The organism is Arthrobacter sp. JZ12 (assembly GCF_035189165.1).
GTDB lineage: Bacteria > Actinomycetota > Actinomycetes > Actinomycetales > Micrococcaceae > Arthrobacter_D.
Map to the genome: position 1 here is coordinate 3,251,582 of NZ_CP045246.1, position 26,404 is coordinate 3,277,985.

At 65.2% G+C, this 26,404-nt stretch carries 23 protein-coding genes and 1 riboswitch; of the genes, 9 read left to right on the plus strand and 14 right to left on the minus strand.

The genetic code is table 11. The annotated features are described in order from the left end of the window. Positions 1–46 precede the first annotated feature (46 nt). Positions 47–640, minus strand: coding sequence for an LURP-one-related family protein (locus GC088_RS15185; RefSeq protein ID WP_323959835.1), 594 nt, complete (start codon positions 638–640; stop codon positions 47–49). 325 nt (positions 641–965) lie between these two features. Here GC088_RS15185 and GC088_RS15190 point away from each other — a divergent pair, with 325 nt between their 5' ends. Continuing rightward, positions 966–1,391, plus strand: a complete 426-nt coding sequence (locus GC088_RS15190) for an LPXTG cell wall anchor domain-containing protein (protein WP_323959836.1) — start codon at positions 966–968, stop codon at positions 1,389–1,391. 91 nt (positions 1,392–1,482) lie between these two features. On the opposite strand, the gene GC088_RS15195 is transcribed toward GC088_RS15190, so the two are convergent. The 3 genes from GC088_RS15195 to GC088_RS15205 all read right to left on the minus strand — a co-directional run bounded on the left by GC088_RS15195 (position 1,483) and on the right by GC088_RS15205 (position 5,770). Continuing rightward, on the minus strand, positions 1,483–2,658 hold the full coding sequence (locus GC088_RS15195; protein ID WP_416377544.1) for an MFS transporter: 1,176 nt from the start codon (positions 2,656–2,658) through the stop codon (positions 1,483–1,485). A gap of 115 nt (positions 2,659–2,773) precedes the next feature. Next, positions 2,774–4,456 (minus strand): ABC-F family ATP-binding cassette domain-containing protein, encoded by a 1,683-nt coding sequence (locus GC088_RS15200; protein ID WP_323959838.1) that lies wholly within the window; start codon positions 4,454–4,456, stop codon positions 2,774–2,776. Between the two features lie 45 nt (positions 4,457–4,501). Further along, complete coding sequence (locus GC088_RS15205) at positions 4,502–5,770, minus strand: ammonium transporter (RefSeq protein ID WP_323959839.1); 1,269 nt, start codon at positions 5,768–5,770, stop codon at positions 4,502–4,504. Positions 5,771–6,018: 248 nt separating this feature from the next. Between GC088_RS15205 and GC088_RS15210 the strand changes: the two genes are divergently transcribed. Next, entirely contained in the window at positions 6,019–7,263 is a 1,245-nt protein-coding gene (locus tag GC088_RS15210; RefSeq protein ID WP_323959840.1) for a PHP domain-containing protein, read from the plus strand. Next, complete coding sequence (locus tag GC088_RS15215) at positions 7,232–7,747, plus strand: hypothetical protein (RefSeq protein WP_323959841.1); 516 nt, start codon at positions 7,232–7,234, stop codon at positions 7,745–7,747. The genes GC088_RS15210 and GC088_RS15215 overlap by 32 nt, the downstream gene beginning before the upstream one ends. 9 nt (positions 7,748–7,756) lie before the next feature. Here the strand turns inward: GC088_RS15215 and GC088_RS15220 are convergent, their stop codons facing one another. Then, positions 7,757–7,987 carry a hypothetical protein gene (locus tag GC088_RS15220; protein WP_323959842.1) on the minus strand — a complete coding sequence of 77 codons (231 nt, stop codon included), beginning with the start codon at positions 7,985–7,987 and terminating at the stop codon, positions 7,757–7,759. 118 nt (positions 7,988–8,105) lie between these two features. Between GC088_RS15220 and GC088_RS15225 the strand changes: the two genes are divergently transcribed. Together GC088_RS15225 and GC088_RS15230 are read left to right on the plus strand one after the other, a co-directional pair. Then, a complete protein-coding gene (locus GC088_RS15225) occupies positions 8,106–9,275 on the plus strand; it encodes an RtcB family protein (RefSeq protein WP_323959843.1) in 1,170 nt (389 codons plus the stop codon). Between the two features lie 70 nt (positions 9,276–9,345). After that, the gene (locus GC088_RS15230; protein ID WP_323959844.1) at positions 9,346–9,822 is read left to right on the plus strand and encodes an anthrone oxygenase family protein; all 477 of its coding nucleotides are present in this window, start codon (positions 9,346–9,348) and stop codon (positions 9,820–9,822) included. A 9-nt stretch (positions 9,823–9,831) separates the two neighbouring features. On the opposite strand, the gene GC088_RS15235 is transcribed toward GC088_RS15230, so the two are convergent. The 5 genes from GC088_RS15235 to GC088_RS15255 form a co-directional block, all read right to left on the minus strand. After that, positions 9,832–10,596, minus strand: coding sequence for a methylenetetrahydrofolate reductase (locus GC088_RS15235; RefSeq protein WP_323959845.1), 765 nt, complete (start codon positions 10,594–10,596; stop codon positions 9,832–9,834). Beyond that, positions 10,597–11,970: an L-serine ammonia-lyase gene (locus tag GC088_RS15240; protein ID WP_323959846.1), complete on the minus strand. Its 1,374-nt coding sequence runs from the start codon at positions 11,968–11,970 to the stop codon at positions 10,597–10,599. Further along, a complete protein-coding gene (gene gcvT, locus GC088_RS15245; RefSeq protein WP_323959847.1) occupies positions 11,967–13,079 on the minus strand; it encodes a glycine cleavage system aminomethyltransferase GcvT in 1,113 nt (370 codons plus the stop codon). The genes GC088_RS15240 and gcvT overlap by 4 nt, the downstream gene beginning before the upstream one ends. 9 nt (positions 13,080–13,088) lie before the next feature. Beyond that, positions 13,089–15,962: an aminomethyl-transferring glycine dehydrogenase gene (gene gcvP / locus GC088_RS15250; RefSeq protein WP_323959848.1), complete on the minus strand. Its 2,874-nt coding sequence runs from the start codon at positions 15,960–15,962 to the stop codon at positions 13,089–13,091. Positions 15,963–16,117: 155 nt separating this feature from the next. Further along, a riboswitch (glycine riboswitch) is annotated at positions 16,118–16,213 on the minus strand. Positions 16,214–16,359: 146 nt separating this feature from the next. Next, the gene (locus tag GC088_RS15255; RefSeq protein ID WP_323959849.1) at positions 16,360–17,103 is read right to left on the minus strand and encodes a hypothetical protein; all 744 of its coding nucleotides are present in this window, start codon (positions 17,101–17,103) and stop codon (positions 16,360–16,362) included. A gap of 290 nt (positions 17,104–17,393) precedes the next feature. Here GC088_RS15255 and GC088_RS15260 point away from each other — a divergent pair, with 290 nt between their 5' ends. Next, positions 17,394–17,798: a type II toxin-antitoxin system VapC family toxin gene (locus tag GC088_RS15260; protein WP_323959850.1), complete on the plus strand. Its 405-nt coding sequence runs from the start codon at positions 17,394–17,396 to the stop codon at positions 17,796–17,798. Positions 17,799–17,863: 65 nt separating this feature from the next. Continuing rightward, positions 17,864–18,493 carry an alpha/beta hydrolase gene (locus tag GC088_RS15265; protein ID WP_323959851.1) on the plus strand — a complete coding sequence of 210 codons (630 nt, stop codon included), beginning with the start codon at positions 17,864–17,866 and terminating at the stop codon, positions 18,491–18,493. A gap of 90 nt (positions 18,494–18,583) precedes the next feature. On the opposite strand, the gene GC088_RS15270 is transcribed toward GC088_RS15265, so the two are convergent. The 4 genes from GC088_RS15270 to GC088_RS15285 are packed head-to-tail and all read right to left on the minus strand — an operon-like array spanning position 18,584 to position 24,499. Further along, positions 18,584–20,029, minus strand: a complete 1,446-nt coding sequence (locus GC088_RS15270; RefSeq protein ID WP_323959852.1) for a phytoene desaturase family protein — start codon at positions 20,027–20,029, stop codon at positions 18,584–18,586. Positions 20,030–20,031: 2 nt separating this feature from the next. Then, the gene (locus GC088_RS15275; protein WP_323959853.1) at positions 20,032–21,123 is read right to left on the minus strand and encodes a lipid II:glycine glycyltransferase FemX; all 1,092 of its coding nucleotides are present in this window, start codon (positions 21,121–21,123) and stop codon (positions 20,032–20,034) included. Next, the gene (locus tag GC088_RS15280; protein ID WP_323959854.1) at positions 21,120–22,607 is read right to left on the minus strand and encodes a glycosyltransferase family protein; all 1,488 of its coding nucleotides are present in this window, start codon (positions 22,605–22,607) and stop codon (positions 21,120–21,122) included. The genes GC088_RS15275 and GC088_RS15280 overlap by 4 nt, the downstream gene beginning before the upstream one ends. Positions 22,608–22,654: 47 nt before the next feature. Continuing rightward, a complete protein-coding gene (locus GC088_RS15285) occupies positions 22,655–24,499 on the minus strand; it encodes an ABC transporter ATP-binding protein (RefSeq protein ID WP_323962110.1) in 1,845 nt (614 codons plus the stop codon). Positions 24,500–24,658: 159 nt separating this feature from the next. Here GC088_RS15285 and GC088_RS15290 point away from each other — a divergent pair, with 159 nt between their 5' ends. Both GC088_RS15290 and GC088_RS15295 read left to right on the plus strand, forming a co-directional pair. After that, positions 24,659–25,201, plus strand: a complete 543-nt coding sequence (locus GC088_RS15290; protein ID WP_323959855.1) for a MarR family winged helix-turn-helix transcriptional regulator — start codon at positions 24,659–24,661, stop codon at positions 25,199–25,201. A gap of 105 nt (positions 25,202–25,306) precedes the next feature. After that, positions 25,307–26,392, plus strand: coding sequence for an inositol-3-phosphate synthase (locus GC088_RS15295; RefSeq protein WP_323959856.1), 1,086 nt, complete (start codon positions 25,307–25,309; stop codon positions 26,390–26,392). Positions 26,393–26,404 lie beyond the last annotated feature (12 nt).

Consider the following 26,404-nt stretch of genomic DNA (forward strand, 5'->3'; position numbering starts at 1 on the left):
GTAGGAAGATGGTCGCGGACAGCTCCTGTCCGCAATTCTGATCGGGCTAGCGGGATTGCAGCGCGTCCAGCGCTACGGCCATGGCGGCGGCCACCCGCCAGTCCAGGCGCGCTCCCGGGATAGAGACGTCGTAACGGTCACGCAGGCTGGGACGGCGCTCGGAGCTGAGCACTAACTGGCCCGAAGCATCGCGGAAATCGAAGTGGAACAGGAACGGCGCCGGAATCGCGTCCAGGAACGGCACGATCTCCCACACGCGGCGGGCGATCGCCACCCCCTGGCTGCGTTCGCTACCCACAGCCTGGATGCCCTGCGCTTCGAGGTGCCAGGTTGAGCGCAGAAGCGAAGCACCGAAGTTCTTCCGGAAGCTGCCTAGGGGCGCTCCCTGATGATCCAGCACGTCATAGGTTGCACCAAGGTCCAGCCGTTGACGCGCCTTGAACGAGAACAGGACTTCACGACGGGACTCATCAGAGAAGAACCGGACCTCCTCCTTGAAGGCTGCGCGTTTCTGCTGCGCGAGGGCGAGGAGCTGGCCGGGCCCACCGTCAGGTCCGCTTGCGCGCACCTCGTAGCGGTTCACCATCATGGTGATCTTCTGGGTGACCGAAAGCTGTTCAATAGCGTGCGGTGGATGCATCAGGATGTGTTCCTTCGGACGGGGGAAGGCCGGAGATCCGGGCGGCAGGGCTGGGTGGGCACAGCATTGTTGAGCATAGTTCGGTCGTCCGCTGCCGTCGTCGTCCTCAGGGAGGATCTATGAAAGGAGGGCAGCCACGGTCTGACCCCCGGTCCGCGCCCGGCTTGCTCCCCCCGCTGGGCCGTCTGCCTGGGCCGTCTGCCTGGGCCGTCCACCCCTTGACGACCTTCAGGTACAGGTCGAGAGTAGCTATTGACGTCCCGATCGGGCGCCGCTCGCCATGCCTTCGTCGCCTGGCGGGTTCCACTTCAGGAAGGCGGAGGCAATGGACACAACAACGTGGGTCTGGATCATCATCGGAATCCTGGTAGTGCTGCTCATCATCGGTTTGATCGTTTTCCTCGGACGGAAACGCCGTCAGGCCCACGTTCAGAAGAAACGGCGCGAAGATCATGACCGCGCCAACCAGATCCGGGAAGAAGCGCATGCCAAAGACCTTGAAGCCCGCGAACGGGAAGCCCATGCCACCCGGGCGGCAGCCGAGGCCCAGCAGGCGGAGGTGGACGCCGAACGGCTTCGCAGGGAGGCTGAGCAGCGGCAGGCCGACGCCCAGGGACTGCGGAGGGAAACCGAGGAGCGCGCCCGGCATGCCGACGAGATCGACCCGTTCGCCGAGACGTCCCGAGACGGCAGGCGGGATGACCGTGGACGGGACGACGCCGGCCCCGGGCAGACTCCCGGACGGCACTGACACCCAATAACGCATCAACAGCGCACCGAATAGCGCACTCCGTAGCGGGCGGCGGGAACGCCGCCCGCTAGTTGCATTGCCCGCCGTGCCTTCAGGAATTGACGCGCGAGGCCTCCGGCTCCCCGGCCTGCCGCTCAGCGGCTGCGGGGGCTACAAGGAATGAAGCCAGCACGGCCACGCCGACCGCGAGCAGGGCGGTGCGGATTCCCACCAAGTCGCCCAGGAAACCCAGAAGTGGAGGGCCCGCCAGGAAGGCCATGTAGCCGATTGTGGAGACAACCGCCACGCGTGCGGCTGCGAAACGCGGCTCATCCGCCGCGGCAGACATGCCCATCGGGAAACCGAGCGCCGCACCCGTGCCCCACAGGACGGCGCCGAGGCCGGCGAGAATCACGTTCGGCGCGAAGACGAACAGGACCAGCCCAGCCAGCGAGGATGCAAGGCTAACCTGCAGTACGCGCACCCGGCCGAACCGGTCGATGAAGCCGCCGCCCACAAAGCGGAACAGGGTCATTGACGCTACGAACACTCCGAACATGAGAGCACCGACGGCCTCGGTGGTTCCCAGTCCATCGACGGTCGCCTTCGCCACCCAGTCATTGGCAGCGCCCTCTGTCAGCGCGGCCCCCAGCACCACCAGCCCGATGAGCAGCGTGCGCGGCTCCCTCCATGCGGTGAGGCCGTTGCGCGGCTTCGCGTCGTCGTCGTGCTTGTCCGTATGGGCCTGCTCCGGCAGGAAGTAACGAGGGACCCAGAGCGAGATCGCCAGCACCAGCACGGCCACCACCGTCAGATGAGCCGACAGGCTCACCCCTGCAGCCGCAAGCCCGGCGCCGACGAGCGCTCCGAGGAAGGCGCCACCGCTGAACGCCGCGTGGAACTTGGGCATGATAGTGCGCCTCAGGAGGCGTTCGACGTCGGCTCCCTCCAGGTTCTGGGCAACATCCCATAGCCCGATTCCCAGGCCAAAGATGAACAGCCCGATTGCAGCGAGCGGCACGGAAGCGATGAGCAATCCGGCGGCGATCGTGGACGCTGCAATTGTCGCGGCCACGCCACCCACACGCACGGTGTTCGCGGTGCCGATGCGCGCAGCGATTCCGCCGGACAGAGGAAGTGAGATGAGCGAACCAATGGCGCCCACCAGCAGCAGGGTTCCAGTGTGTCCGTCACTCAACCCGAGCACCTCGGACGCCGCGGGAATCCTCGCTGCCCAGCTCGCGAAGACAAGTCCGTTCAGGCCGAAGATAGCGAAGGTTGCCCACATTGCCGGCTCAACTTTGGTTTGCACCACTAAACCGTATGCGGACAGTCCTGCAGGGTCCACAACGGTCAATCAGTGTGTTGCTTGGGACAACGAATGCCGCCGGTGCCTGCCTGCTTCAGCGGGTTCGCTGCACACGACCCTCGTCCCACACCGGTTCCTGGGACTCGTACACCCTGCCGTCCTCGCCGAACACCAGGAACCGGTCGAAGCTCCGGGCAAACCAACGGTCGTGGGTGACGGCCAGCACCGTTCCCTCGAAGGCGTCGATGGCGCGCTCCAGCGCCTCGGCTGAGTGCAGGTCAAGGTTGTCGGTGGGTTCGTCGAGCAGCAACAGCGTTGCTCCGGACAGCTCGAGGAGAAGGATCTGCAGGCGGGCCTGCTGACCTCCCGACAGGGAGTCATAGAGCTGCTCGGACTGTCCTGCCAGGCCGTACCGGTCCAGGACCGCGGAGGCTGCTTCCCGTCCGAGGCCGGAGCGGTGGTCGTCCCCGCGATGCAGGATGTCCAGCAGGGTCCGCCCAAGAAGGTCGGGGCGCACGTGGGTCTGCGCGAAGAATCCGGGGCGGATCCTCGCGCCCAACTTCACGACGCCGGTGTGCGGCACCGGTGCGATGGTTACCTCTGACACCGGCTCATGTTCCTTGTCCGGGTCTGACCCGCCGGCGGCGAGAAGGCGCAGGAAGTGCGACTTCCCGGACCCGTTGGAGCCGAGGACGCCCACCCGGTCCCCGAACCAGATCTCGGTGCTGAAGGGTTTCATGAGCCCGGTGAGCTCGAGCTTCTGGGCAACGACGGCTCGTTTGGCCGTGCGGCCGCCCTTGAGCCGCATGTTCACGTTCTGCTCGATGGGAATGGCTTCCGGCGGTCCGGCCTCGAGGAACTTGGTGAGCCGGGTCTGGGCGGCGTGGTACCGGTTTGCCATGTCCGAGCGGAATGCCGCCTTGTTCTTGTACATGTTGACGAGTTCCTTGAGCTTGATGTGCTCCTCGTCCCAGCGGCGGCGCAGTTCCTCGAAGCGCGCGTTGCGGTCGGCCCGGGCCTGCAGGTAGGTGCTGAAGCCCCCGCCGTGAATCCAGCTGGAGGCGCCCAGGGCCCCCGGTTCCAGCGTCACGATCCGGGTTGCGGAATTGGCCAGGAGTTCCCGGTCATGGCTGACGAACAGGACTGATTTCGGACTGTCATTGAGCTTCGCTTCCAGCCAGCGCTTCCCGGGGACGTCCAGGTAGTTGTCCGGCTCATCCAGCAACAGCAGCTCGTCCGGTCCGGCGAACAACGCTTCAAGCACCAGCCGCTTCTGCTCGCCTCCTGACAACGACGACGCCGCCCGGTACTGCGCGCGGTCATACGGCACTCCGAGTGCCGCCATCGTTACCTCGTCCCAGGTGGTCTCCAGCTCGTACCCGCCGGCGTCTCCCCAGTCGGCAATAGCTTGCGCATAGCGCATCTGGGTGGGTTCGTCGTCGTGTTCCATCATGGCGAGCTCAGCGGTATCGATGCGCCGCGCCGCTTCGGCGAGCGCCGGCGGGGCAGCGGAGACAAGGAGGTCGCGCACCGTGGTGTCGTCGCGGACCTGGCCGACGAACTGGCGCATGATTCCCATGGAACCCGACCGGGTGACGGCTCCTTCGTCAGCCGTGATGTCTCCGGCGACGATGCGCAGCAGGGTGGTTTTACCGGTCCCGTTGGGACCGATCAGGGCCGTCTTGTGTCCCTCCCCCACCTTGAAGCTGACGCCGTTGAGGAGTTGCCGGCCATCGGAGAGGAAGTAGTCGATGTTGGAGACGTCGAGGTGTGCCACCGCTCAAGTGTTTCACCCCGCGCGTCTCCATCCACCATCGAGGCCCTATGACTGGTTGGAGCTCAGGGCGGAGGGTGCGCCGACGAGCGCTCCCGGCGCGTAGGCCGACTCCGAGTGCTCATGGAGGTCCACGCCTTCCTCCTCCACATGGCTGGCCACGCGGAATCCGATCACCTTGTGAATGACCAGTGCCAACACTGCCGTTACGAGGCCGGAATACGCCAGGGCGAAACCGGTTGCCACGAGCTGGCTCCAGAGCTGGCCGGTCCCGCCGCCATAGAACAGCCCGCCTGCGCTCTCTTCGCCGGGTATTGCGAAGAATCCAAGTGCCACGGTTCCAACAAACCCGGTGACCAGGTGCACCGCGACGACGTCGAGCGAGTCGTCATAGCCGAGCCGGTACTTGAGCCTGATCGCCAGGCAGGAAGCGACGCCGGTCGCCAGGCCGATGGCAATCGCGCCGGGGATGGTCACGTCCGCGCAGGCAGGTGAGATGGCCACGAGCCCGGCAACGATCGCCGATGCGGCGCCGAAAGTGGTGGGACGGCCGTCCCGGATCCGCTCCACCGCCAGCCAACTGACGACGGCGGCTGCAGGCGCTGCGATCGTGTTCAGGAGGATGACGGCCGCCTGACGGTCATCTCCTGCAGCACCCACGTTGAAGCCGAACCAGCCGATCCAAAGTAGAGCGGCGCCGAGGACCACCATGGGTAGGTTGTGCGGCTGGTGGCTGGCCTGCTTGCCGAACCCGCTGCGGGCGCCGAGGATCAATGCAAGTACGAGGGCTGCCATTCCGGCGTTCATGTGGATGACCGTACCGCCGGCGAAGTCGATTGCCTCTCCGGCCCACTGGCCTATGGCTCCGTCAGCGGAGAGGATTCCGCCATTCCAGACGGCATAGGCCATGGGCGCATAAGCCAGGGTCACCCAGAGTGGAACGAACAGGCACCATGCGCCGAAGCGGGCGCGGTCAGCGATGGAGCCGGAGATGATCGCCACGGTGACGATAGCGAACGCTGCATTGAACGCCATACCCAGCAGGTCTCCCGAGTCCGAGGCAGCGAGGCCGGCCAGGTTGGCGAATGGATCACCGAACATGCCAAGGGCGGACGCCTCGCTCGTAGCCATCGAACTGCCCCGGAGGAGCCAGGTGAGACCGGCCAGCGCCATCGCTGCCAGGCTCATCATGATCATGTTGAGCGTGGAGCGCACTCGCGTCATGCCTGCATAGAAGAATGCCAGCGCTGGTGTCATCAGCATCACCAGGGCTGTTGCCACGACGAGCCACACACCGCCGGGAGTTAAACCGTCCATCTGAACCCCTGAGGGAATTGAATGGTTTCCAGAGAGGAAACGCCATTGAACCCAGTTACTCATGCGCGAGTTTCCGGATGAAGTGCCGCAGGTTAGCGGTGCATTACAGAGGCTTCACCATCAAAGTGTGACGAAACTCGTGACTGGTAATTGCCTCTGGCAAGCTCCTGTTAATGCGGGCTTCACGCCGGGTACATCGGGTCTGCCTACCGTGCAGGAGTCAATCCCCACTGTTTGAAGGAATTTGCATGTGCAACACCCATGACCAGTTCGACCCGAAACTTTCCACGGCAGCTGCGGACCGGGAGTTGGAGGCGATCGGGTGGAACCGACGTGCAATCCTGAGGTCCGCCGCCATCCTTGCGGGCGCCGGTGCCACGGCAACCGCAACGGCAGGGGCAGCCTTCGGCGCTCCCGGGGGCGGGCAGAGGCGCAACGACCCTCAGCTCACATGGCTGGTCGGCGATCATCACGTTCACACCCAGTACAGCCACGATGCGAAATACCTCATCCAGCACCAGCTCGACGCAGCCCGGAAGTACGGCGTCGATTGGCTGGCCTTCACCGAACATTCAAACTTCGGTCACGCCAACAACGGAGGCGCAGTCAACTCGAATCGGGAAATCCGGGAACAGCGCGCCGCCAACAAGGACCTGCTCATCTTCCAGGGACTGGAGTGGTACATCCCCGCTGCGGAGCACGGGTCCGTTCTTGTTGCGCCCGGCCCCAACGAAGTCGACCTCCTCCGGACCTTCGAACTGGTCTGGGACGGCAAGCTCAACGGCTGGGAGAAGCCCGCACCGGGTTCAACCGCTGAAGGACTCGCAGAACGCAAAGCCGCGGAGGCCATCGCATGGCTGGCCGAGCAGCGGCGCACCGGCTACATCGACGACGTCCTGGTTCTCGCCAATCATCCGATGCGGCTTGGGATCGACTCACCTCACGAATTGCGCGCCTGGCGCGACGCGGCGCGCGAGGTAATGATCGGCATGGAGGGCGCGCCAGGCGCTCAGGGCAGCGGCATCAGCCAGTTCACAGTTCCCGGCGACCAGCGCGGCGAATACACCAACGCCCCCAGCCAGTACAGCTTCGCGGGCTACCCGGCCGACGCCTACCGGCCGTACGGCGGGTTCGACTGGGCCACGGCACACCGTCGGCGGCGTCTGGGACTCCATGCTCGCCGAAGGCTTGCCCTTCTGGATCACCGCGAATTCCGACAACCACCTCACCGTCAAGGACACGCTGAAGACCGGCCCCTACCCGGAGCGGGAGCCCTACCTGAGCCTGCCCAACGAGTTCGACCGCTGGAGCGTGGAGGGCCGTCGACCGGACCCGGTGGAAACCGGAGAGCCCCAAGGAGGCAGCGACTTCTGGCCCGGGCAGTTCAGCCGGACCCACACGGGCGTACTTCACAGAAGCTACGGCGGAGTGCTCTCCGCAATGCGCAGCGGCAGGATGTGGGTGGACCACGGACACCTGCTGGCCGGGCTTGAAGTGCGCGTCCGTGAAGCGAACGGACAGCCGGGCAGGGGCGCAAACGGCGTCACCCTCGGATCACGGCTGCAGGTCCGTCGCGGGACCGACGTCGAGGTGTCCATCACCCTGACGCCGACCGAGTACCGAAATGCCGCAGGGATCCTGCCCCGGGTGGCACACGTCGACGTCATCAGCGGCCCGGTCACAGGCCCCTCGGCCGACCGGGATGCTTTGCGCGCACCCGGCACACGGGTGACGCGTCAGTTCGATGTATCCGGCGAGTCCGGCACTGTGACCGTCAGCCACACCTTCCGCGACGTGGACCAGTCCTTCTACCTTCGGGTGCGGGGCAGCGACGGCAACCGGAACGGCGCCGGCTACTACGGTGCCGACGTCGACCCGGGAGGTCCGCAGCGGCACGGAAACGGCACCGAGGAGGCCAACCCGTGGCTGGACACCTGGTTCTATGCCAACCCGATCTTCGTTGACGTAACCGGCTGATTCCCGTGCCTACATGGTCCGCATCGCGTGGCCGCGGAGGTTCGCCCGCTGGGAATCCGTGAGCTTCAGCCACTGACTCGGGGTCATCCCCAGATGGGGCAGAAGTCGCCGGTCCTCGGGGGAAAGGACGGCGGGAGCCGGCTCGCGCCGTCGTCGTCCCTGCGCAGAAACAGCAGCAACTGTTGTACCGGAAATCAGGACTGCGGCGGCTACCAAGCCGACGATAATCTCTATGCTCATCGATTCCTCCTGCGCGGGCGTCCCCACCCACCCTGGAGGGGGACGCCCCATGCTCGCCTGCCCGGCTTGGGAAAATCTGGTTGATGCTGAGAGTCGGGTAGCGGAGGATGGGACGACCATGGAAAAGGTCAGCGCCACGTACATCAACTTCGCCAGCATCCTCGATGAACAGACACGGGCGCAGAACCTGAAAACGGCGTCCATGCCGTTCATCTACCCGCACCTGGCCAGCATGCCGGACGCACATCTGGGAAAAGGTGCCGCCGTGGGATCCGTCATCCCAACTCTCCGCGCAATCATTCCGGCCGCGGTGGGCGTTGACATCGGATGCGGAATGATCGCCGTCCGGACGCAGTTCCGGAAGGACGACCTGCGGCGGCTCGAACGCAGAACCCTGCGCGAGGCGATCGAGCGCGCCATCCCCCTGTCCGCCGGCCACAGCAACAAGAAGATCCTTCCTTCCGCCGAGCCGCGCATCGAGCGCCTCATCCGGCAGGCGGAAGACGCCGGCTTCAACCCGGCGTCGTACTCCAAGCAGTGGGCACTGCAGCTTGGCTCGCTGGGCTCCGGCAACCACTTCATCGAGGTAAGCCTGGACGAGCAGGACCGCGTGTGGCTGTTCCTTCACAGCGGCTCCCGCGGCGTCGGCAACCGCATTGCGCAGAAACATATCCGGGTAGCGCTGGACCAGTGCGACGCCCGCGGCATCCAGCTCCCCGACAACGACCTCGCCTACCTTGAGGAGGACGACGACGAGTTCTGGGACTACATCCACGAACTCCGGTGGGCGCAGGACTTCGCCCTGCTCAACCGCGAGGAGATGATGGACCGCGTGGTCTCCTGTGTCGCTGACTGGACCGGCGAGGCCGTCCAGGAGCAGGAGCGCATCAACTGCCACCACAACTACACGGCACAGGAAACGCACTACGGCAAGCGGGTTTGGCTGAGCCGCAAGGGGGCCATCGATGCCTCCGCGGGCCGGCCCGGGCTGATTCCGGGTTCCATGGGGACAGCCTCCTACGTGGTGGAGGGGCTCGGCTTCGCGCCGTCGCTGAACTCAGCGCCGCACGGGGCCGGCAGGGAATACAGCCGGTCAGCAGCCAGGCGCACCTTCACCCGCGAGGAGCTACGGCGGGCGATGCGCGGCATTGAGTACCGCGACACCGACGCCTTCATCGATGAGATCCCCGCCGCCTACAAGGACATCGACGTGGTCATGCACGACGCCCGCGACCTGGTTCGCGTGCGGCACACCCTGCGTCAGATCGTCAACGTCAAGGGAGACTGACGGGCCGGGTCCAGGCAACTGCCGGTTAGATAGTTAACTGTCACGTAGGTGCATAACAGGGGGCTTTCGAATGCACACCACAGTTCTTGTTCTGGCCACGGCGTCGATGGGGTTGATCGCCGGACTCTTCTACGCCTTTTCCGTTTCGGTGATGCCCGGCCTCCGCAGGATCGGGGACCAGCCCTTCGTTCAGGCGATGGGCGCCATCAACACAGCCATTCAGAACCTTTGGTTCGCCGTGAGCTTTTTCGGGGCGCTGCTCTTCACCGCCTGGGCACTCGTACTGCAGGTCAGTGAAGGCACCCCGCGCCTGTTTACAGTTGCCACTGCGCTAATCCTTTACGTCGCAGTGCTCGGCATAACGTTCACGATCAACATTCCCCTGAACCTCGAACTTGAGCGGTCGGCCTCAGCGCAGACAGGTGGTTCAGCTGCTGCCCGGCTCCGGTTCGAGAAGCGGTGGGTGGGCTGGAACCACCTTCGGACGCTGCTCTCTTTCGCTGCGTTCATCCTGCTCTGTACTGCTCTGGTCAGCCCGCCACAGTGAGGTCAGGGGTCACGAGGCGCCGGGTAACCGCGCGAAATCGTTGAAACTGTAGACGTGAAGCCCGGCGAACCCGCCTGATCTTTCGATCGATCCGACCAGCCGCGTGGGATCGTACGACGACGGCGCCAGCACCGACCGCAGCAGCGAACCACTGCGCTTGGCGAACTTGAGCGACGGACCAACTCCGATCCTTCCGGCGAGCGCTACGAGCCGGGTGCGTCGCACCTGTCCGGGGACGCCGGCCCAGACCGGGAGGGTAAACCCGTCGGCGCGGATGCGGGCAAGATAGTCGGAAAGCACCGGCGCGGAGAAACACATCTGGGTCACTGCCCAGTCGCCGTACTCCTGCTTCTTCAGCAGCAGCTGCGTGAGCTCGGGTTCGGGGATGGCGGGGTGCCCCTCGGGATAGGCAGCGAAGCCGAGCCGGAAGGAGCCGGTGCCCGCGAGTTCCTCCAGAAGGGGAACGCTCCAGGCGTACGGTCCGGCGTCGGCCTTGGCGTCCCCGGCGATCACGAAGATGTCCTTGACGCCGGCGTCGGCCAGACGCTTCGAGAAGGTGTCCATCTGCTGCTTGGACTCGATCGACCGGGCCGCCAAGTGCGGCACGGCGCGGTAACCGAGCGCCGCAAGTTCGACCGCCAGATCCACCGTTTCAGACGGTCCATGGTGCGGCAGGCAGGTGATCGTGATCGTCGCGGGCGCCGGCAGTTCGCGGCCCAACCGGGCGACGACGTCGTGCCCCGGAATGATCTCAACGCGTGCGGGGAGAGCCATTCAGCATTCCACGACGTTCAGGGCCAGCCCTCCGCGGGCTGTTTCCTTGTACTTGTCCATCATGTCGGCGCCGGTCTCGCGCATGGTCTTGATTGCGGCGTCGAGCGACACGAAGTGCTGCCCGTCGCCGCGGACCGCCATGCGCGCCGCGGTGATCGCCTTCATGGCTGCCACCGCGTTGCGCTCGATGCAGGGGATCTGCACCAGCCCGCCCACCGGGTCGCAGGTCAGGCCGAGGTTGTGCTCGATGCCGATCTCGGCTGCGTTCTCGACCTGAGCAGGTGTGCCGCCGAGGACTTCGGCGAGGCCGGCTGCCGCCATCGCACACGCGGATCCCACCTCGCCCTGGCAGCCGACCTCGGCGCCCGAGATGGACGCGTTGGTCTTGAACAGGGCACCGACGGCGGTGCTGGTGAGCAGGAAGCGGATGACGCCGTCGTCGTCGGCTCCGGGCACGAAGTCGGTGTAGTACTTCAGGACGGCCGGGATGATCCCGGCCGCGCCGTTGGTGGGCGCGGTGACCACGCGGCCTCCGGCGGCGTTCTCCTCGTTGACCGCGAGCGCGAACAGGGTGACCCACTCCATGGTGCTGAGGTGATCGTTCGGATCGGCCTCCTTGCGGAGCAGCTCGAACTGCTTGGCAGCACGACGGCGGACGTGGAGTCCGCCCGGGAGCTCGCCACTGTTGATGGTTCCCCGCCGGATGGTGTCCTGCATGACGTCCCAGATCTTCAGCAGGCCGCCGCGGACGTCATTCTCGTTTCGGGTGGCGAGTTCATTTGCGAGCACGATGTCCGCGAATGACTTCCCGGTAGTCGCAGCGATCTCGAGCAGCTGCTCGGCGGAGGTGAAGGGGTATGGCACGTCCACGCTGTTTTCCGCAGGAGTGTCTGTCCCGATCTGGTCCTCATCCAACACAAAGCCGCCGCCGACGGAGTAGTACTCGCGCGACAGCAGAACCATTCTGTCCTCGGCATACGCAGTAAATCGCATGCCGTTGGTGTGATACTCGAGCCGCTCCTTCCGGTGAAGGATGAGGTCGGTCTGCGGGTCGAAAAAAACCTCGTGAGTGCCGCCCAGACGGAGGGCCTTTGTGGCCGAGATCTGCTCGACGCGCGGCTCGGCGCGCTGCGGATCCGTCAGGTGCGGCTGCTCCCCCTCGAGACCCAGGATGACGGCCTTGACCGTGCCGTGACCGTGCCCGGTCACGCCCAGTGAACCGAACAGTTCAGCCTTCACCTCGCGCGTCTGCTCAAGCTGTCCCCGCTGGAAGAGCATCTGGGTGAACAGATACGCGGCCGTCATTGGCCCACCGGTATGCGAACTCGACGGGCCGATTCCGATCTTGAACAGATCGAAGGCGCTGATGGTCATGACCGGCCCGAGCGCCTGTAGAACGGCAGTTCAATTACGGTGAAGGCTTCGGGCCGGCCACGGAGATCCACCTGAAGCTCGGTACCGGGCTCGCTCAGCCCCGACTCGACATAGGCGAGCGCCACTGGGTATCCGAGGGTCGGGCTGGGGAGGCCGGACGTGACGGTACCGACCGCGCGTCCGTCCGAGACGACGTCGTACCCGGCGCGTGCCGACCGACGACCGGCGCCGCGCAGGCCGACAAGCGTGCGCGCAGGAACCTGGTCCTTCAGCGCTTCCAGCGCTGACCGGCCCACGAAGTCATCCGTCTTCTTGAAGCTGACGACGCCTCGCAGTCCCGCCTCGAAGGGGTTGGTGTCCAGACCCAGCTCGTGACCGTACAGGGGCATGCCGGCCTCCAGGCGGAGGGAATCGCGGGAGGCCAGACCGCACGGCGCCAATCCATGATCGGTACCGGCCTCGAGGACCGCCTTCCACAGCTGACCCGCCTGGGCATTGCCGATGAACAGCTCGAACCCGTCTTCGCCGGTGTAGCCGGTGCGGGCCAGCAGCACGCTCTGCCCCGCCAGTTCCACCTGCACTGCGGCGTAGTACTTCAGCGACGTGATCGCATCCTGGTCTTCCAGTGACGCGAGGCCCAGAAGGATCCCCTCAGCGTTAGGGCCCTGGACCGCGATCAGCGACGTGTCCTGTGACTGGTCCTCGACGGTGACCTCGAAGGCGTCCGACCGCGTCTGCAGTTCGGCGGCGACGGTGTCGGAGTTCGACGCGTTGGGCACCACCAGGAACCGGTCCTCGGCGAGCCGGTACACGATGAGGTCGTCGATCACGCCGCCGTCCCCGTTGCAGATGAGCGAGTACTTCGCCTTTCCGACTGCGATCACGGCGAGATTGCCCACCAGCGCGTAATTCAGGAACTCCGCTGCCTGCGGTCCGGTCACCATCACCTCACCCATATGGGAGAGGTCGAAGATGCCGGCTGCGCGGCGGACAGTGTGGTGTTCCTCGAGCTCGCTCCGGTACTTCAGGGGCATCTGCCAGCCGCCGAAGTCAGTGAAGGATGCGCCGAGTTCAGAGTGTTGGGCGTAGAGAGCTGTCTGCTTGGTCATCAGGAATCCTTAGTTCGCAGCCGGCGCGGTGGTGTCCTCGAGCACGACTGTGCCGTCCTCGAAAGCTTCGAGCGGAGGGCAGGAGCACACGAGGTTCCGGTCGCCGTGGGCTCCGTCGATCCGGCGGACAGGAGCGAAATACTTGTCGTGACGCAGGGTCCGAACCGGATAGGCCGCGACCTCGCGGGAATACGGGTGCGACCACGAGTCACTGATCAGGGACTGCGCGGTATGGGGTGCCTGCCGAAGCGGGCTCTCCTCCAGCGACCACTCGCCCGCGCCCACCCGGTCGATCTCGCCCTTGATGGCGATCATCGCGTCGATGAAGCGGTCCAGTTCCTCCAGGTCTTCCGACTCCGTTGGTTCGACCATGAGCGTTCCGGCGACCGGGAAGCTCAGGGTCGGAGCGTGGAAGCCGTAGTCGATGAGTCGCTTGGCCACGTCCTCGGCCGTGACTCCGGTCTTTGCAGTGAGCGCGCGCAGGTCGAGGATGCACTCGTGCGCAACCAGCCCGTTCTCGCCTGAGTACAGAACCGGGAAGTGCCCGTTGAGGCGGGCTGCAACGTAGTTCGCGGCCAGGAGGGCCGACTTGGTTGCAGCTGTGAGACCCTCATTGCCCATGAGGGAGATGTACGCCCAGGAGATCGGAAGCACGCCTGCTGAGCCGTAGCGTGAAGCCGAGATGGGGACGCCGGCCTCGCTCGCGCCGTCGTCGGCGTTGGGATCACCGGGCAGGAAGGGCACGAGATGCTCGGCCACCGCAACGGGTCCGACGCCGGGACCACCTCCACCGTGCGGGATGCAGAAGGTCTTGTGCAGGTTGAGGTGGGAGACGTCGCCGCCGAATTCGCCGGGCTTCGCCAGTCCCACCAACGCGTTCAGGTTGGCGCCGTCGATGTAGACCTGGCCGCCGGCGGCGTGCACCTGGTCGCAGACCCAGCACACGTCCTCCTCGAACACGCCGTGCGTAGACGGGTAGGTGATCATGATGGCGGAGAGCGAGTCGCGGTTGGCTTCGATCTTGGCTTTGAGATCGTCGTGGTCGATGTTGCCGTTCGCGGCGGTCTTCACGACGACTACCTTCATGCCGGCCAATACGGCGGAGGCGGCGTTAGTGCCATGCGCCGACGACGGGATGAGGCACACGTTGCGGGCTTCGTCGCCGCGGGAGAGGTGGTAGCCGCGGATGGCGAGGAGGCCGGCCAGCTCGCCCTGGGATCCGGCGTTGGGCTGGATGGACACACGTGCGTAACCGGTGATCTCGGCCAAGCGGTTCTCGAGGTCGCCGATGAGTTCCCGCCAGCCCTCGGTCTGGTGTTCGGGCGCAAAGGGGTGGATGGTGGCGAACTCCGGCCAGGAGATGGGCTCCATCTCCACAGTGGCGTTGAGCTTCATGGTGCACGATCCCAGCGGAATCATGGTGCGATCCAGCGCCAGGTCGCGGTCGGAGAGGCGCCGCAGGTAGCGCAGCATCTGCGTCTCGGAGCGGTGCAGCGAGAAGACCGGGTGGGTCATGTACGACGACGTCCGCTTCAGTTCCGCGGGGATTCGTACCTTTGGCCCGGCTTCAGCCACGGCCGGCAGGTCGACGCCGAAGACCTCGGCGATGGTCTGCAGGTGGGCGTCCGTAGTGGTCTCGTCGCAGGAGATGCCCACGTGGTCAGCGTCAACGAACCGGAGGTTGATTCCCCGTTCGTCAGCGGCCTTCACGAGCTCCTCGGCCCTGCCGTCAGCCTTGACCAGGAGGGTGTCGAAGAAGGATTTGTGTACGGTGCCGGGCAGGGCTGCTGCGAGCCGGGCGGCCTTCCCGTGGACGCGTTCGGCGATCGCCTTCAGGCCGTCCGGCCCGTGGTAGACGCCGTACATGCTGGCCACGATCGCGAGCAGGGCCTGCGCGGTGCAGATGTTGGAGGTCGCCTTCTCTCGGCGGATGTGCTGTTCGCGTGTCTGCAGCGCGAGGCGGTAGGCGGGGGCGCCGTCGGAATCCTTGGAGACGCCCACCAGGCGTCCGGGGAGCATGCGCTCGAGTCCCTTGCGCACAGCCATGTAGGCGGCATGCGGTCCGCCGAAGAAAAGCGGCACCCCGAAACGCTGGGCGGAGCCGACGGCGATGTCCGCGCCCTGCTCGCCGGGAGGGGTGATGAGGGTCAACGCGAGAAGGTCGGCGGCTACCGTAACCAGTGCGCCGGCGTCGTGCGCCTTTTCAATGATGTCCTTGTGGTCACGCAGCGCGCCCGAGGTGCCGGGCTGCTGAAGCACGAGGCCGTTGATGTCGCCTTCGGGCAGGCCCTGTGAGAGGTCCGCGATCTCGACCTCGAAGCCGAGCGCTTCAGCGCGGCCCTTCACAACGGCGATGGTCTGCGGCAGGCAATCGGCGTCCAGGACGGTGCGTCCCTTGTTCTTGCCGGAGCGGCGCATCAGGAGCACTGCCTCGGCGACCGCGGACGCTTCGTCGAGCAGCGACGCGTTGGCGATGGGCAGGGCGGTGAGGTCCTGCACCATGGTCTGGAAGTTTAGGAGGGCCTCCAGGCGGCCCTGGGAGATCTCGGGCTGGTACGGGGTGTAGGCGGTGTACCAGGCGGGCGACTCAAGCACATTGCGCCGTATCACGGGAGGGGTGATCGTGTCGTAGTAGCCCTGACCGATCATCTGGACGGCCGTCTTGTTCTTCGCCGCGATCCGTCGAAGCTGGGCGAGGACCTCGGATTCGCTGAGGGCGGTGGGCAGGTCCAATCCCTCGCTCAGGCGGATACTCGCCGGCACAGCTACGTCAACGAGTTTGTCCAGGCTCGGGTAGCCAAGCACGTTGAGCATGTGCTCGGCGTCATTGGACCGTGGGCCGATGTGGCGGTCGGAGAAGGTGGTTTCCGTCTGGTGGGTCATGGGAACTCCGTAAATCGGTGTTCGCGCCAGGCACGAACGCTGGTTGAGTTCCTCCCCGCTCTGTATGGGACCTGAGAGATTCCGCGGACTCGAAAGACCGCCTTGCACCGTCGGTGAGCACAGCCATTAATGGCCGGGCTGCTTTCCAGAGTTGCCTTTCCGCGGCGGTGCTGGGCCTGAGAGATTCCTGGGGAGGATTTGCTCCTACGGCGCCTGCTGAGTGATCGGCAGGACTCTCCCGCTGCGGGTCAGTGGCTAAGAAAAGTAGAGCTATGAAGTTTTTTGATCGTGACCCAGCTTACTCTCCGGGCTCCCGCCCCGGAAATGGCGTTGGTCCAATGACGCTTGGGGAGGGAGCTGCCGAAGGTTCGCGCCCTCACCCAACCGCTACCCAGACTTACCCTTCAGCTTCAGCGATCGTGAAGCTGTTCCACCCAGTTCCGATCCGCTCCCGGGAGTTCCAGCTGCCATTCCCGAAACCGTAGAAGTGAAGCACTCCATCCTCAGACCTCGCTAGCAAACCCGGCTCGCTGGCCTCTCCGAAGCCCGGCTCACTGGCTTCCCTGTAGCGCGTGAACGATCCGACATAATTCATCGAATCCCATCCGTTTCCTATTCTCTTACGGGTCTCCCCATAGAAATTCCCGTTACCGTCGGTGCGATACAGGAGCATATCGCCCGACGTTGTTGTGGCAGCAATGTCCTGGCCTCCGTCACCGTCCCAGTCCAAGAGATTCACATTCAGTGATCCCCAACCGCTTCCCTCAAGGATCCGTTCTCCTATGATCGCGGTCCCTGACGGATTTGTGTAGTTATAGAGCCTTCCATCAACGGTGCTTTTCGCGATGATTGACGGATAGTTATCGGCCTGCTTCCAGTAGCCGACAGAAATATCGTAATTCTGCCAACCATGGCCGATAGTCGATGCCCGAAATCCGCCATCCGCCTTGCCCCAGTAGATGTGGAGCCTGCCATCCTTACCCTTGGCCAGCAGATCCTTGATACCGTCCGCATTCCAGTCGGTCACGTGGATTTCGGCCATTCCGCTCCACCCGGAGCCAATCCGGTTCCTGCCCGAGTAGACTCTGCCGTAATTCCAGAGAACGCCGCTACTGTCAAAAGCAATCAGCTCTTCAGACATTATGTAAGGACGGGAGGCGTGCCACGTCGGTTGAGCCTTGGCTGGAACAGCAGTGAATAACGTGGACAAAGCCAAAGCGGGCAAAATTGCCGTGATGATTTTACGCATAGAACGCATGGATGATCCCCCGGATAAGTGAAAGCGACGACTTCATTATCCGCCGAATTTTGGGTTATGCGGCTCGGCGTCCGTATAGATTGAATAACGATAAGGGCGGCCCTGCGAATATCTCTTATGCTAGACGCCCGGAGGGAATCCAATCAGGAAAGCCGGGAAACTAAGCTTGCCCCATGACTCGGTACGCGATTGACGCTCCAACCCTCTTGCATCTTGTGCAGGGCACTCAAGGAGTGGCCGTCAAGCATCAACTCGTAGCGCCGAACCTTATCCGTTCGCAATCGCTCTCCCTGCTCTTCGAAGCCGTTCAGCAGGGCCGGCTCTCGGAGGACGAGGCTCTGCTACACCACGAGCGCATGACCGAAATGAAAATGCGCTTGTTGGGCGACAGAGTATCCCGCCGGACAGCGTGGAAAATCGCCCGTGAGCAGGGCTGGGACTCAACGTACGACGCCGAGTACCTGGCTGTTGCGCGATTGCAGGCCGACGCGCTTGTCACCGTCAGCACGGAAATGCGTGCCAAGGCGCAAGACATCGTCCCCATTGCCCCTCTGGACGTGCTCTTCGCCTCGGATTAGTTGAAGCTACAACCATCTATGACTAGACTGCCACAAGAGCTCAGGCGCCAGCCAAGGAGGAACGCATGAACCACTTCCCTGAACCCGTCGTTGCCTGGCACGGCCAGGACAACCCCGATCTGCCTTTGGTGGTTCTCCTCCATGGCCGAGGCGCCGACGAAAACGGGATCATCGGCCTGGCGAACCACCTGCCTGCCAGCGCGTCCTATGCAGCAGTGCGCGCGCCCATCGCGGAGGGTGGCGGCTATGCGTGGTTCGCAAACCGGGGCATCGGACGTCCCATCGCCGAGTCGCTCGAGCAGACCATGGCGTGGTTTCGGAACTGGCTCGACGAGGTGGCGCCCGCCGATCGCTCCGTCCTCCTGATCGGCTTCAGCGGCGGCGCCGCGTTCGCAGGCGGACTGCTGCTCTCAGACCCTGTCCGCTTCGCCGGCGCCGCAATCCTGTACGGCACCCTCCCGTTCGACGCCGGTGTCCCCACTACACCGGGACATCTCACCGGAGTGCCGGTCTTCGTCGCGCAGGGGGACGCCGACACCGTGATTCCGCGCGAACTCCTCGACCGCACCTGGACCTACATCACCGAGCAGTCAGGCGCCACTGCCCACCCGCGCCGGGATCCAGGCGGCCACAGCCTCAGCCAGGAGACCGCCGTCGAACTTCCGGAATGGGTGGCCCGCCGGCTCTCCCACTGAGTGAAGAGGTCGGCTGGGAGCGAAACGCTCCATCCCACTGAAACAGCTCTGTGGTGGGATGGAAGGCGGGAAGCTTGGAACGAAGATCAACTAAACGCCCGGAGACAGATCCGGCACCGGCAGCCCGAACACGTCCTTCAGCGCGAGCCTTGCCGCGTGATAGCCGCCCATCCCGTGCACTCCGGGTCCCGGCGGCGTCGACGCCGAGCAAAGGTAGAGCCCCTTCACTGGCGTCCGCCACGGCTTCGGGCTGAAGGAGGGCCGCGCCAGCAACTGCGGAATGGTGACGGCTCCACCGCTGAAGTCGCCGCCCACGTAGTTGGCGTTGTGGCGCTCGGTGTCTGCCGCCGTCGTTACATGGGAACGGACGACGACGTCGCGGAAGCCTGGTGCGAACCGCTCGATCTGCCGCACGACGGCGTCGGTCATGTCCCGGTGCGAGCCGTTGGGAACATGGCAGTACGTCCACAGAACGTGGCGTCCGTGGGGCGCACGGGACGGATCGAAGGCAGAGGGCTGCGAAATCAGCACATACGGACGCTCCGGGTGCTTGCCGGCCGCGACGTCCGCTTCGGAGGCCGCGAGCTCCTCGCGGGATCCGCCGGCATGCACGGTGCCGGCCTGCATCACTTCCTCGTTGGCCCACGGAACCGGACCGGACAGGATGAAGTCCACCTTGCAGGCGCCGTCGCCGAAACGGAACCGTTCCAGTGCGGCCGAGTACCGGGCGGGAAGCCGACCACTGGCCATCCTGGCCAGCGCGGGCGGTGAGACATCGAGCAGCACAGCCCGGGCGTCGTCGAGCTCGCCCACCGCGTCGATCCTGTGCCCGGTGTGGAGCACGCCGCCGTGGGCGCGGATGTCGTCAGCCATGGCAGTGATGATGGACTGCGATCCCCCGACGGGGATCGGCCATCCCACCGCGTGGGCGAGGGCACCGAGCGTCATCCCCGCGCCTGCGGACGCGAGGGTGGGTAGCGGGGCGACGGCGTGCGCAGCCACTCCCGAGATCAGCGCGGCTGCTTCCTCCGTCGAAAACCGCAGATTCCAGAGTGGCGACCCCTGCTCCACGGTCGCGAGCCCCAGCGCTGCAGCCGCCACCGGGTGGCGCGGAATGCGCAGGAACGGGTTTAACCCGGTGTCCACCACGCCGTCGATGTGCTGCACCAGGGGCCGCATCAGCCGTCGCCACGCCTGCCCATCCGGACCCAGGCCGAGCGCCGTCCGACCAAGGTCCCGCCAGGCGAGCCCGGCACGACCACCGTCCAGGGGATTGGCGTAGGAAAGCTCCGGAACCACAAACGGCACCCGCTCCGACAGGCCGAACGCCCGGAAGAAAGGGGACGCCAGCGCCATCGGGTGCACGGCGGAGCAGATATCGTGCAGATGGTCCGGCTCGATCAGCTCCGCAGTGCGGGACCCACCGCCCAGGGTGGATTGCGCCTCGAACACCTCGACGCTCAAACCCGCACGGGCCATCACGACGCCGGCCGCCAGCCCGTTGGGCCCGGCACCGATAATCGCGACGTCTGCCATGGCTAGCTCCGTACTCCGGTGCGCGTGCGCAGCTTCGACAACGACGACGCTGCTCCCATCAACGCCCCGCGCACCTTGGCCGGCGCTGACCGCCGCAGCGAGAGCAGACCGGCAACCACCCTGTACTTCCCGGGGTTGAGCGGCACGTCATAGGTAGTGGGTATTTCCACGACGTTTTTGGAGAAGTTCCGCTTGAACGTGGTCACGTTGACCAACTGGGGGTAGTTCTCGCTCACGATTCCGGTCAGACCGCACGCCGTGTTCCCCGCGGCCTTCAGCTGCTTGAACGCCTCCCACAGCAGCAGGTATGGGGCGAAGGTCTTCCGAGCATCGGCCGTGCTGCCCGCGAAGTAGTAGACGGAGTAGCCGCGGTATTCGGTGGTGATGAGCCAGCTGACAGCCCGCCCGTCCACGTAGGCCACCAGGAGCCGGAGGTAGTCACCGAGTTCGGACAGCAGCTTCTCGTAGTAATCGGCCCCGAAGCTCGAGAATCCGTCGCGTTCGGCAGTTTCCTGAAGGATGGGAAAAAGGTCCCCACGGAAGACCCGGATCCAGTCGTTCCGCTCAATGGTTCGCACCTCGACACCGGAACGCTCCGCCCGCCGGATGCTGTTACGGGCGTTGGGCCGGAAGGACTTGAAGATCGCGTCCTCGCTCGGCGTGAGATCAACGACAATCTCGCGCTCGTACCAGCCGTGCTCGATCGGGCCGTCCGCGGGCGGCTGAGGGTGCTCAACCTGCATCCGGACGTACAGCGGATCGGTATCAGGGTCTGCAGCGAACTGCTCCTGGACGGTGCGCATCAGCCGCAGCTCAGCCTCCGGCGAGCGCTCGGTGAGCCAGACCGGCCCGTTGACTGATACCAGGGACTCCCGGAAGCGGCGCTGCATGCGAAGCAGGCTCATCAGCACGGCGGGGGTGCCGTCGTCGTCGTAATAGGCCCAGATTCCGTAGGGCTGGCGTCCCAGGCTGCGCTCGAAGTCCGCCCACTGGGGAGTCTGCTCCAGGGGGATGACAACATTGGGGTGGGCCTGCGCCAGTGCCTCGAAGCCCTCGGGCGTTAGGCGCTCACTGCGGAAGACGGGTTGTGTCACTGGGGGTCTTTCGGTGCAGGATTCTTCGGGCTCGAACTGGACGCGTTCCAGCCTACCGGAGTGTCGCCGGTCCGCTTCGGAGCGCCGTCCCGATCGGGAGCACCGTTGAAGGGACCGCCGGCGGGGTCGTCGATGGAGAGCCGCCGTACCGGATCCGTATCGGGTTCGAGGATGTGTCCGGCGACGCGGTAGAGAATGAATCCCGTCACCACCAGCCGTGCCACCACGGCCGCCAAATAGTAGAGGTTGTCGATGTTGTTCGAGGCCGCACCAGAGGACGCATCGCGGGCAACAACCATCCAGAACGCCCACCAGTGCAGAGCCTCAATCACCTGCCAGGTCAGGAACACCCGCCAGTCGACGTAGGACAGGGCCACGAAAGGCAGCAGCCACAGGGTCAGCTCGGGCCGGTAATTGGGAATGACCAGCACGAGGACACCCACCAGCAGCAGCACAACCTGCGGAAGGCGCGGCCTGCGCGGCGCCCTGAGCACCAGCAGCGCCACCAGGCCGGTCAGGACCAGGAAACTTACGACGGCGGTGATCCCCACCGCCGCGTCCGACAGGGGCTGAAGCCCCACCCGCCCGGCGAGGAGATTGAACCCGGACACGAGCGACGATGTCACGTTGAGGGCCGCGGGGTCGTAGTCCCAAGGGAAGGCCGAGTTCCATCGTCGTCCGAAGGGAAGGCTGGTGAGGACCGACGTCGCTGCGAGGCTGAGCCCTGTGACGATCGCGGGACGTGCGCGGCCGGTGCGGACGGCGAGGAGTACAACCGCCGCGTAGGCCAACAGCAAATGAGCGCTGAACCCGGTCCCCAGACCCAGCAGGATCCCCGCGATCATGAACCGATTCCTGGCGAAGGACAACAGACCGAAGACGCTGAACGCCACCGGGATGAGGGTCCAACCCGATGCTGCAGTAAGGATTGCGATGGGCGCCACGGCCACCAGCGCAGCGTCCCAGGGTCGCCGGCTCGCCAGGCGCATGGTGGCCACGACAGTCCCGATCCAGGCAGCCACCGCCAGCAGCGCGTTCACGTCGAAGTAGCGGACGAGGGCTTCCGTCTGCACCACCCCCGCCGCCGACACCGGAACCAACAGGGTCAGGATCCCGGCGAGTGCCCCGAGCAGCACGGGCCCGTCGAATGGTGACCCCTCAGTGAACGGGAAGATCCCGCTTCCCAACCCCTGGAACTGGAACGCCTCCGTCCAGTCCGAGTAGCACGCGCGGTAGAACTGGTCGGGCCGTACCCAGCCGCTGTCGCGGCAAGGAGCCTTGACCAGGATCGCGAGCACAGCCGCCGTCGTCGTCATCAGGATGAGTACGCGCTCCACCGTGAAGATCACCGGCCGCACGCGGCCGGGGGCGGCGTGCGCACCCAGCGGACCGCCTATCCCCTCGGTGAGTTTCCGAAGCAGCCTGTCCCTGCGAGAGGGCACCGAGATGCCGGCCGGTCGGCGCGGGCTCTCCTCCAGTCCCATGCCTGGTAAGCCTAGTCACCGGGTAGCGTGCCGGCACTACCGTGCGGTCAGCGTTCGGCCATTTCGGTAGTTGTCCGTGCGGTTGTCCTGCTCGCCGCGAGGCGCGCAAACGCTCCCTCCGCCGAGCGCAACGCTCCGGCCGTTCCCCGCTCCACGATGCGGCCGGCGTCCAGGACCAGCACTTCGTCGGCGTTCTCCACCGTCGACAGCCGGTGTGCAATCACCAGCGTGGTCCGCCCGACGGCGAGCCGGTCCAGCGCCTGCTGCACCCGGGCCTCGGTGGCGTTGTCCAGCGCGCTGGTGGCCTCGTCGAGAACCAGTACGGGCGGATTTCGCAGGATGGTCCGGGCGATTGCCAGTCGCTGCTGTTCCCCTCCGGAGAAGCGGTGGCCACGCGCGCCTACCCGTGTGTCAAGCCCATCGGGAAGCGCTGCGATGGCGTCGGCAATCCGCGCGGCCTCCAAAGCCTTCCAGAGGTCCTCATCGGTAGCCTTGGGATCTGCCAGCAGCAGGTTCTCCCTCACAGACGCGTGGATCAGGTATGTCTCTTGGGAAACCACGCCGACTATTTTCGCCAGATCCTCGGGATGAATATCGCGGACGTCCGCACCGTCAATGGTCACCCGCCCACTCGAGGTGTCGTTGAGGCGAGGCACCAGTGACGCCAGGGTGCTCTTGCCGGACCCGGTAGCTCCGACGACGGCGGTTGTGGTTCCCGCCGGAAGCACCAGGTCGATGCCGCGCAGAACCTCGTTTCCCTGGTCGTAGCTGAACCGCACATCCTCGAAGCGGACCTCCCCGCGCACGTCCGCCGCAGCCAGCCGGACCGGTGATTGCGGCGGCTTGATCTGGGGTTCCCTGTCCAGGTACTCGAAGATCCGGCTGAAGAAGGCCAGGGCAGCAACCCACTGCACACCAAGGTTCAGCAGTCCCATGATCGGTCGGAAGATCGTTGCCTGCAGGGCCGTGAAGGCAACCAGTGTTCCGATCGTCATGCCGCTGCTGGTTGCCGGGAACCCCGCTGCCAGGTAAATGACCGCGGGAATCGCCGCGAAGACGATCTGCATCGTGGCCATTCGCCAGCGGCCCGCGAGCTGGCTGCGCAACTCCAGGCCAACCAGTTTCTCCGACCGGTCCGAGAACCGGGCGGCATCCCGGGCCGTGGTGCCCAGGAGTTTGGCGAGCCGCACCCCGGACACCGAGAGACCCTCCTCCACCTGAGTGTGCAGGAGGGCGAGTTCGCGCTGGCGCTCATCGGTCACCTCCCTACGTATCCGTGCGACCCGGCGCGACAACCAGATAGCGGGTGGCAGGACAACGAGCGAGATCAGGCTCATCGCGGGCGAGAGCGCCACCATGGCTGCGGCAGTTGCGACGGCGGTGGTCAGGTTGGCTGCCACACCCGTCGCCGAGGACGTAACCACCGACTGCATCCCGGAGATGTCATGCGTCAGCCGTGACTGCACCTCCCCCCCGTGCGTCCTGGTGAAGAACCCCAGGGACTGCGCCTGAACATGGGTGAACAGATCGACGCGCAGCCGGTGCATCACCCGCTGCCCCATCGCCGTCGCCATCCATGTCTGCACCACCCCGATCAGTGACGTCACCGCAGCCACGCCAACCATCGACGTCGTCAGCAGAAGCAGAAGCCCGATGTCCTGCCCGGGCAGCGCCTCATCGATGACAGCGCGGACCAGGAAAGGCTGGGCAAGGTTGATCACCGAGCTGGCAGTAATCAACAGCACGACGACGGCGATCGTCCCCCTGTGCGGCGCGAAGAGGGCCGCTATGCGGCGCAGGCTCACCGGGTGCTCGGCTAGCTGCTGCCGTGCCCGTGGATCGGGACGCGCCGGGCCCCGGCCGCCGGCTGACCAGGATTCGGCACCAGGCATTACGACGTCGGCGCCCCCCTTGTCAGGATTGTGTCCTCTTGGTTGCCGGCCGATCCCGGTAGGAACTGCCACGGGTCCTCCTGCTGCTGACTGCTCCAAATCTCGATATAGAGAGGTTACCTCACTATGAGGTACTTCTGCTTCCTCTACCATTGATGCATGGTCTCCTCCCCTGACTCCGCCGGCCTCGGCGATCTGATGCACGCGGCTTTCCGCGGGCTTCGCCGTAAGTGGTCGCAACAACTCGAGCCGTTCGGGATCACTCCGCACCAGGCCCGTGCACTCCGGGCCATTGCGCAAGCTGCGCACGCGCCGTCGTCCGCGCCCGCCCTACGCCTGCGCGAGCTGGCGGACATGCTCCATATCGCTCCACGGTCCGCAACCGAGGTGGTCGACGTCCTGCAGGAGAACGGCCTGGTGCAACGTGCACCGGATCCCTCCGACCGGCGGGCAACCCTGGTGTTTCTCACCTCGGACGGCGAGGAGTTGCTGCAACAGATCCGGCGCGTTCGTCAGCGTGAAGCCGACGAGTACTTCTCGCAGCTCACGGCAGATGACCAGGCCGAGCTGAAGCGGCTGTTACGGCTGCTCGTGCCGGAAGGCCCTGCAGGGCCCAAAGCAGGACCCGGAGCAGCACGGCTCAGCCAGGGCCGGGGATCGGCGTCACGGAATGCGGCGACGCCTTCGCGCGTTCGCAATTAGAAGTAGACTGTGTGAGCTGTGGGGATTGCCGGTCGCAAAAGGTATAGACCGCACGGGTATCGGCCTCGGGCCGGGCAGTCTCTAGGACGCGTATGAAGGAGAACAGTGGGAACTAACCCCATTCGGGTAGCAATCGTCGGTGTTGGTAACTGTGCCGCATCCCTGGTGCAGGGCGTTCAGTACTACAAGGACGCAGACCCAACAGCAACCATCCCGGGCCTGATGCATGTTGAGTTCGGCAAGTACCACGTCAGCGACGTTCAGTTCGTCACCGCCTTCGACGTAGACGGCAAGAAGGTTGGCCTTGACCTGGCGGACGCGATCGGGGCAAGCGAGAACAACACGATCAAGATCGCCGATGTGCCCCCCACGGGTGTGAAGGTCCAGCGCGGCCACACTCTGGACGGGCTGGGCAAGTACTACCGAGAGACCATCGTCGAGTCCGACGCTGAGCCGGTGGATGTTGTCGCCGAGCTCAAGGCCGCCCAGGTTGACGTCATGGTCTGCTACCTGCCCGTCGGTTCCGAGTCCGCGGCCAAGTTCTACGCTCAGTGCGCCATCGACGCCGGCGTCGCCTTCGTCAACGCCCTCCCCGTCTTCATTGCCGGCACCAAGGAATGGGCCGACAAGTTCACCGAGGCCGGCGTTCCCATTGTGGGCGACGACATCAAGAGCCAGATCGGTGCCACCATCACGCACCGCGTCATGGCCAAGCTGTTCGAAGACCGCGGCGTCACCCTGGACCGCACTTACCAGCTGAACGTCGGCGGCAACATGGACTTCAAGAACATGCTTGAGCGCGACCGCCTCGAGTCGAAAAAGATTTCCAAGACCCAGGCTGTCACCTCCAATGTCGAGGCCGAACTCCGCGCCGACGACGTTCACATCGGCCCGTCCGACTACGTCGCATGGCTCGATGACCGCAAGTGGGCCTTCGTTCGCCTTGAGGGCCGCAACTTCGGCGACGCTCCCGTTTCGCTCGAGTACAAGCTGGAAGTCTGGGACTCCCCCAACTCGGCCGGCGTCATCATTGATGCAATCCGCGCCGCCAAGATCGCTGCCGACCGCGGCATCGGCGGCCCGATCCTCTCGGCGTCCAGCTACTTCATGAAGTCGCCTCCGGAGCAGTACAACGACGACATCGCCCGCGAGAAGGTCGAAGCCTTCATCCGCGGAGATGTAGAGCGCTAATTCCGCAAACGC

What these genes read in the sequence shown, in the direction of transcription:
- GC088_RS15185 (WP_323959835.1), bottom strand. Translation starts at nt 640, where the DNA reads ATGCATCCACCGCACGCTATTGAACAGCTTTCGGTCACCCAGAAGATC.
- GC088_RS15190 (WP_323959836.1), top strand. Translation starts at nt 966, where the DNA reads ATGGACACAACAACGTGGGTCTGGATCATCATCGGAATCCTGGTAGTG.
- GC088_RS15195 (WP_416377544.1), bottom strand. Translation starts at nt 2,658, where the DNA reads ATGTGGGCAACCTTCGCTATCTTCGGCCTGAACGGACTTGTCTTCGCG.
- GC088_RS15205 (WP_323959839.1), bottom strand. Translation starts at nt 5,770, where the DNA reads ATGGACGGTTTAACTCCCGGCGGTGTGTGGCTCGTCGTGGCAACAGCC.
- GC088_RS15210 (WP_323959840.1), top strand. Translation starts at nt 6,019, where the DNA reads ATGTGCAACACCCATGACCAGTTCGACCCGAAACTTTCCACGGCAGCT.
- GC088_RS15220 (WP_323959842.1), bottom strand. Translation starts at nt 7,987, where the DNA reads ATGAGCATAGAGATTATCGTCGGCTTGGTAGCCGCCGCAGTCCTGATT.
- GC088_RS15225 (WP_323959843.1), top strand. Translation starts at nt 8,106, where the DNA reads ATGGAAAAGGTCAGCGCCACGTACATCAACTTCGCCAGCATCCTCGAT.
- GC088_RS15230 (WP_323959844.1), top strand. Translation starts at nt 9,346, where the DNA reads ATGCACACCACAGTTCTTGTTCTGGCCACGGCGTCGATGGGGTTGATC.
- GC088_RS15235 (WP_323959845.1), bottom strand. Translation starts at nt 10,596, where the DNA reads ATGGCTCTCCCCGCACGCGTTGAGATCATTCCGGGGCACGACGTCGTC.
- GC088_RS15240 (WP_323959846.1), bottom strand. Translation starts at nt 11,970, where the DNA reads ATGACCATCAGCGCCTTCGATCTGTTCAAGATCGGAATCGGCCCGTCG.
- gcvT (WP_323959847.1), bottom strand. Translation starts at nt 13,079, where the DNA reads ATGACCAAGCAGACAGCTCTCTACGCCCAACACTCTGAACTCGGCGCA.
- gcvP (WP_323959848.1), bottom strand. Translation starts at nt 15,962, where the DNA reads ATGACCCACCAGACGGAAACCACCTTCTCCGACCGCCACATCGGCCCA.
- GC088_RS15255 (WP_323959849.1), bottom strand. Translation starts at nt 17,103, where the DNA reads ATGTCTGAAGAGCTGATTGCTTTTGACAGTAGCGGCGTTCTCTGGAAT.
- GC088_RS15260 (WP_323959850.1), top strand. Translation starts at nt 17,394, where the DNA reads ATGACTCGGTACGCGATTGACGCTCCAACCCTCTTGCATCTTGTGCAG.
- GC088_RS15265 (WP_323959851.1), top strand. Translation starts at nt 17,864, where the DNA reads ATGAACCACTTCCCTGAACCCGTCGTTGCCTGGCACGGCCAGGACAAC.
- GC088_RS15270 (WP_323959852.1), bottom strand. Translation starts at nt 20,029, where the DNA reads ATGGCAGACGTCGCGATTATCGGTGCCGGGCCCAACGGGCTGGCGGCC.
- GC088_RS15280 (WP_323959854.1), bottom strand. Translation starts at nt 22,607, where the DNA reads ATGGGACTGGAGGAGAGCCCGCGCCGACCGGCCGGCATCTCGGTGCCC.
- GC088_RS15285 (WP_323962110.1), bottom strand. Translation starts at nt 24,499, where the DNA reads ATGCCTGGTGCCGAATCCTGGTCAGCCGGCGGCCGGGGCCCGGCGCGT.
- GC088_RS15290 (WP_323959855.1), top strand. Translation starts at nt 24,659, where the DNA reads ATGGTCTCCTCCCCTGACTCCGCCGGCCTCGGCGATCTGATGCACGCG.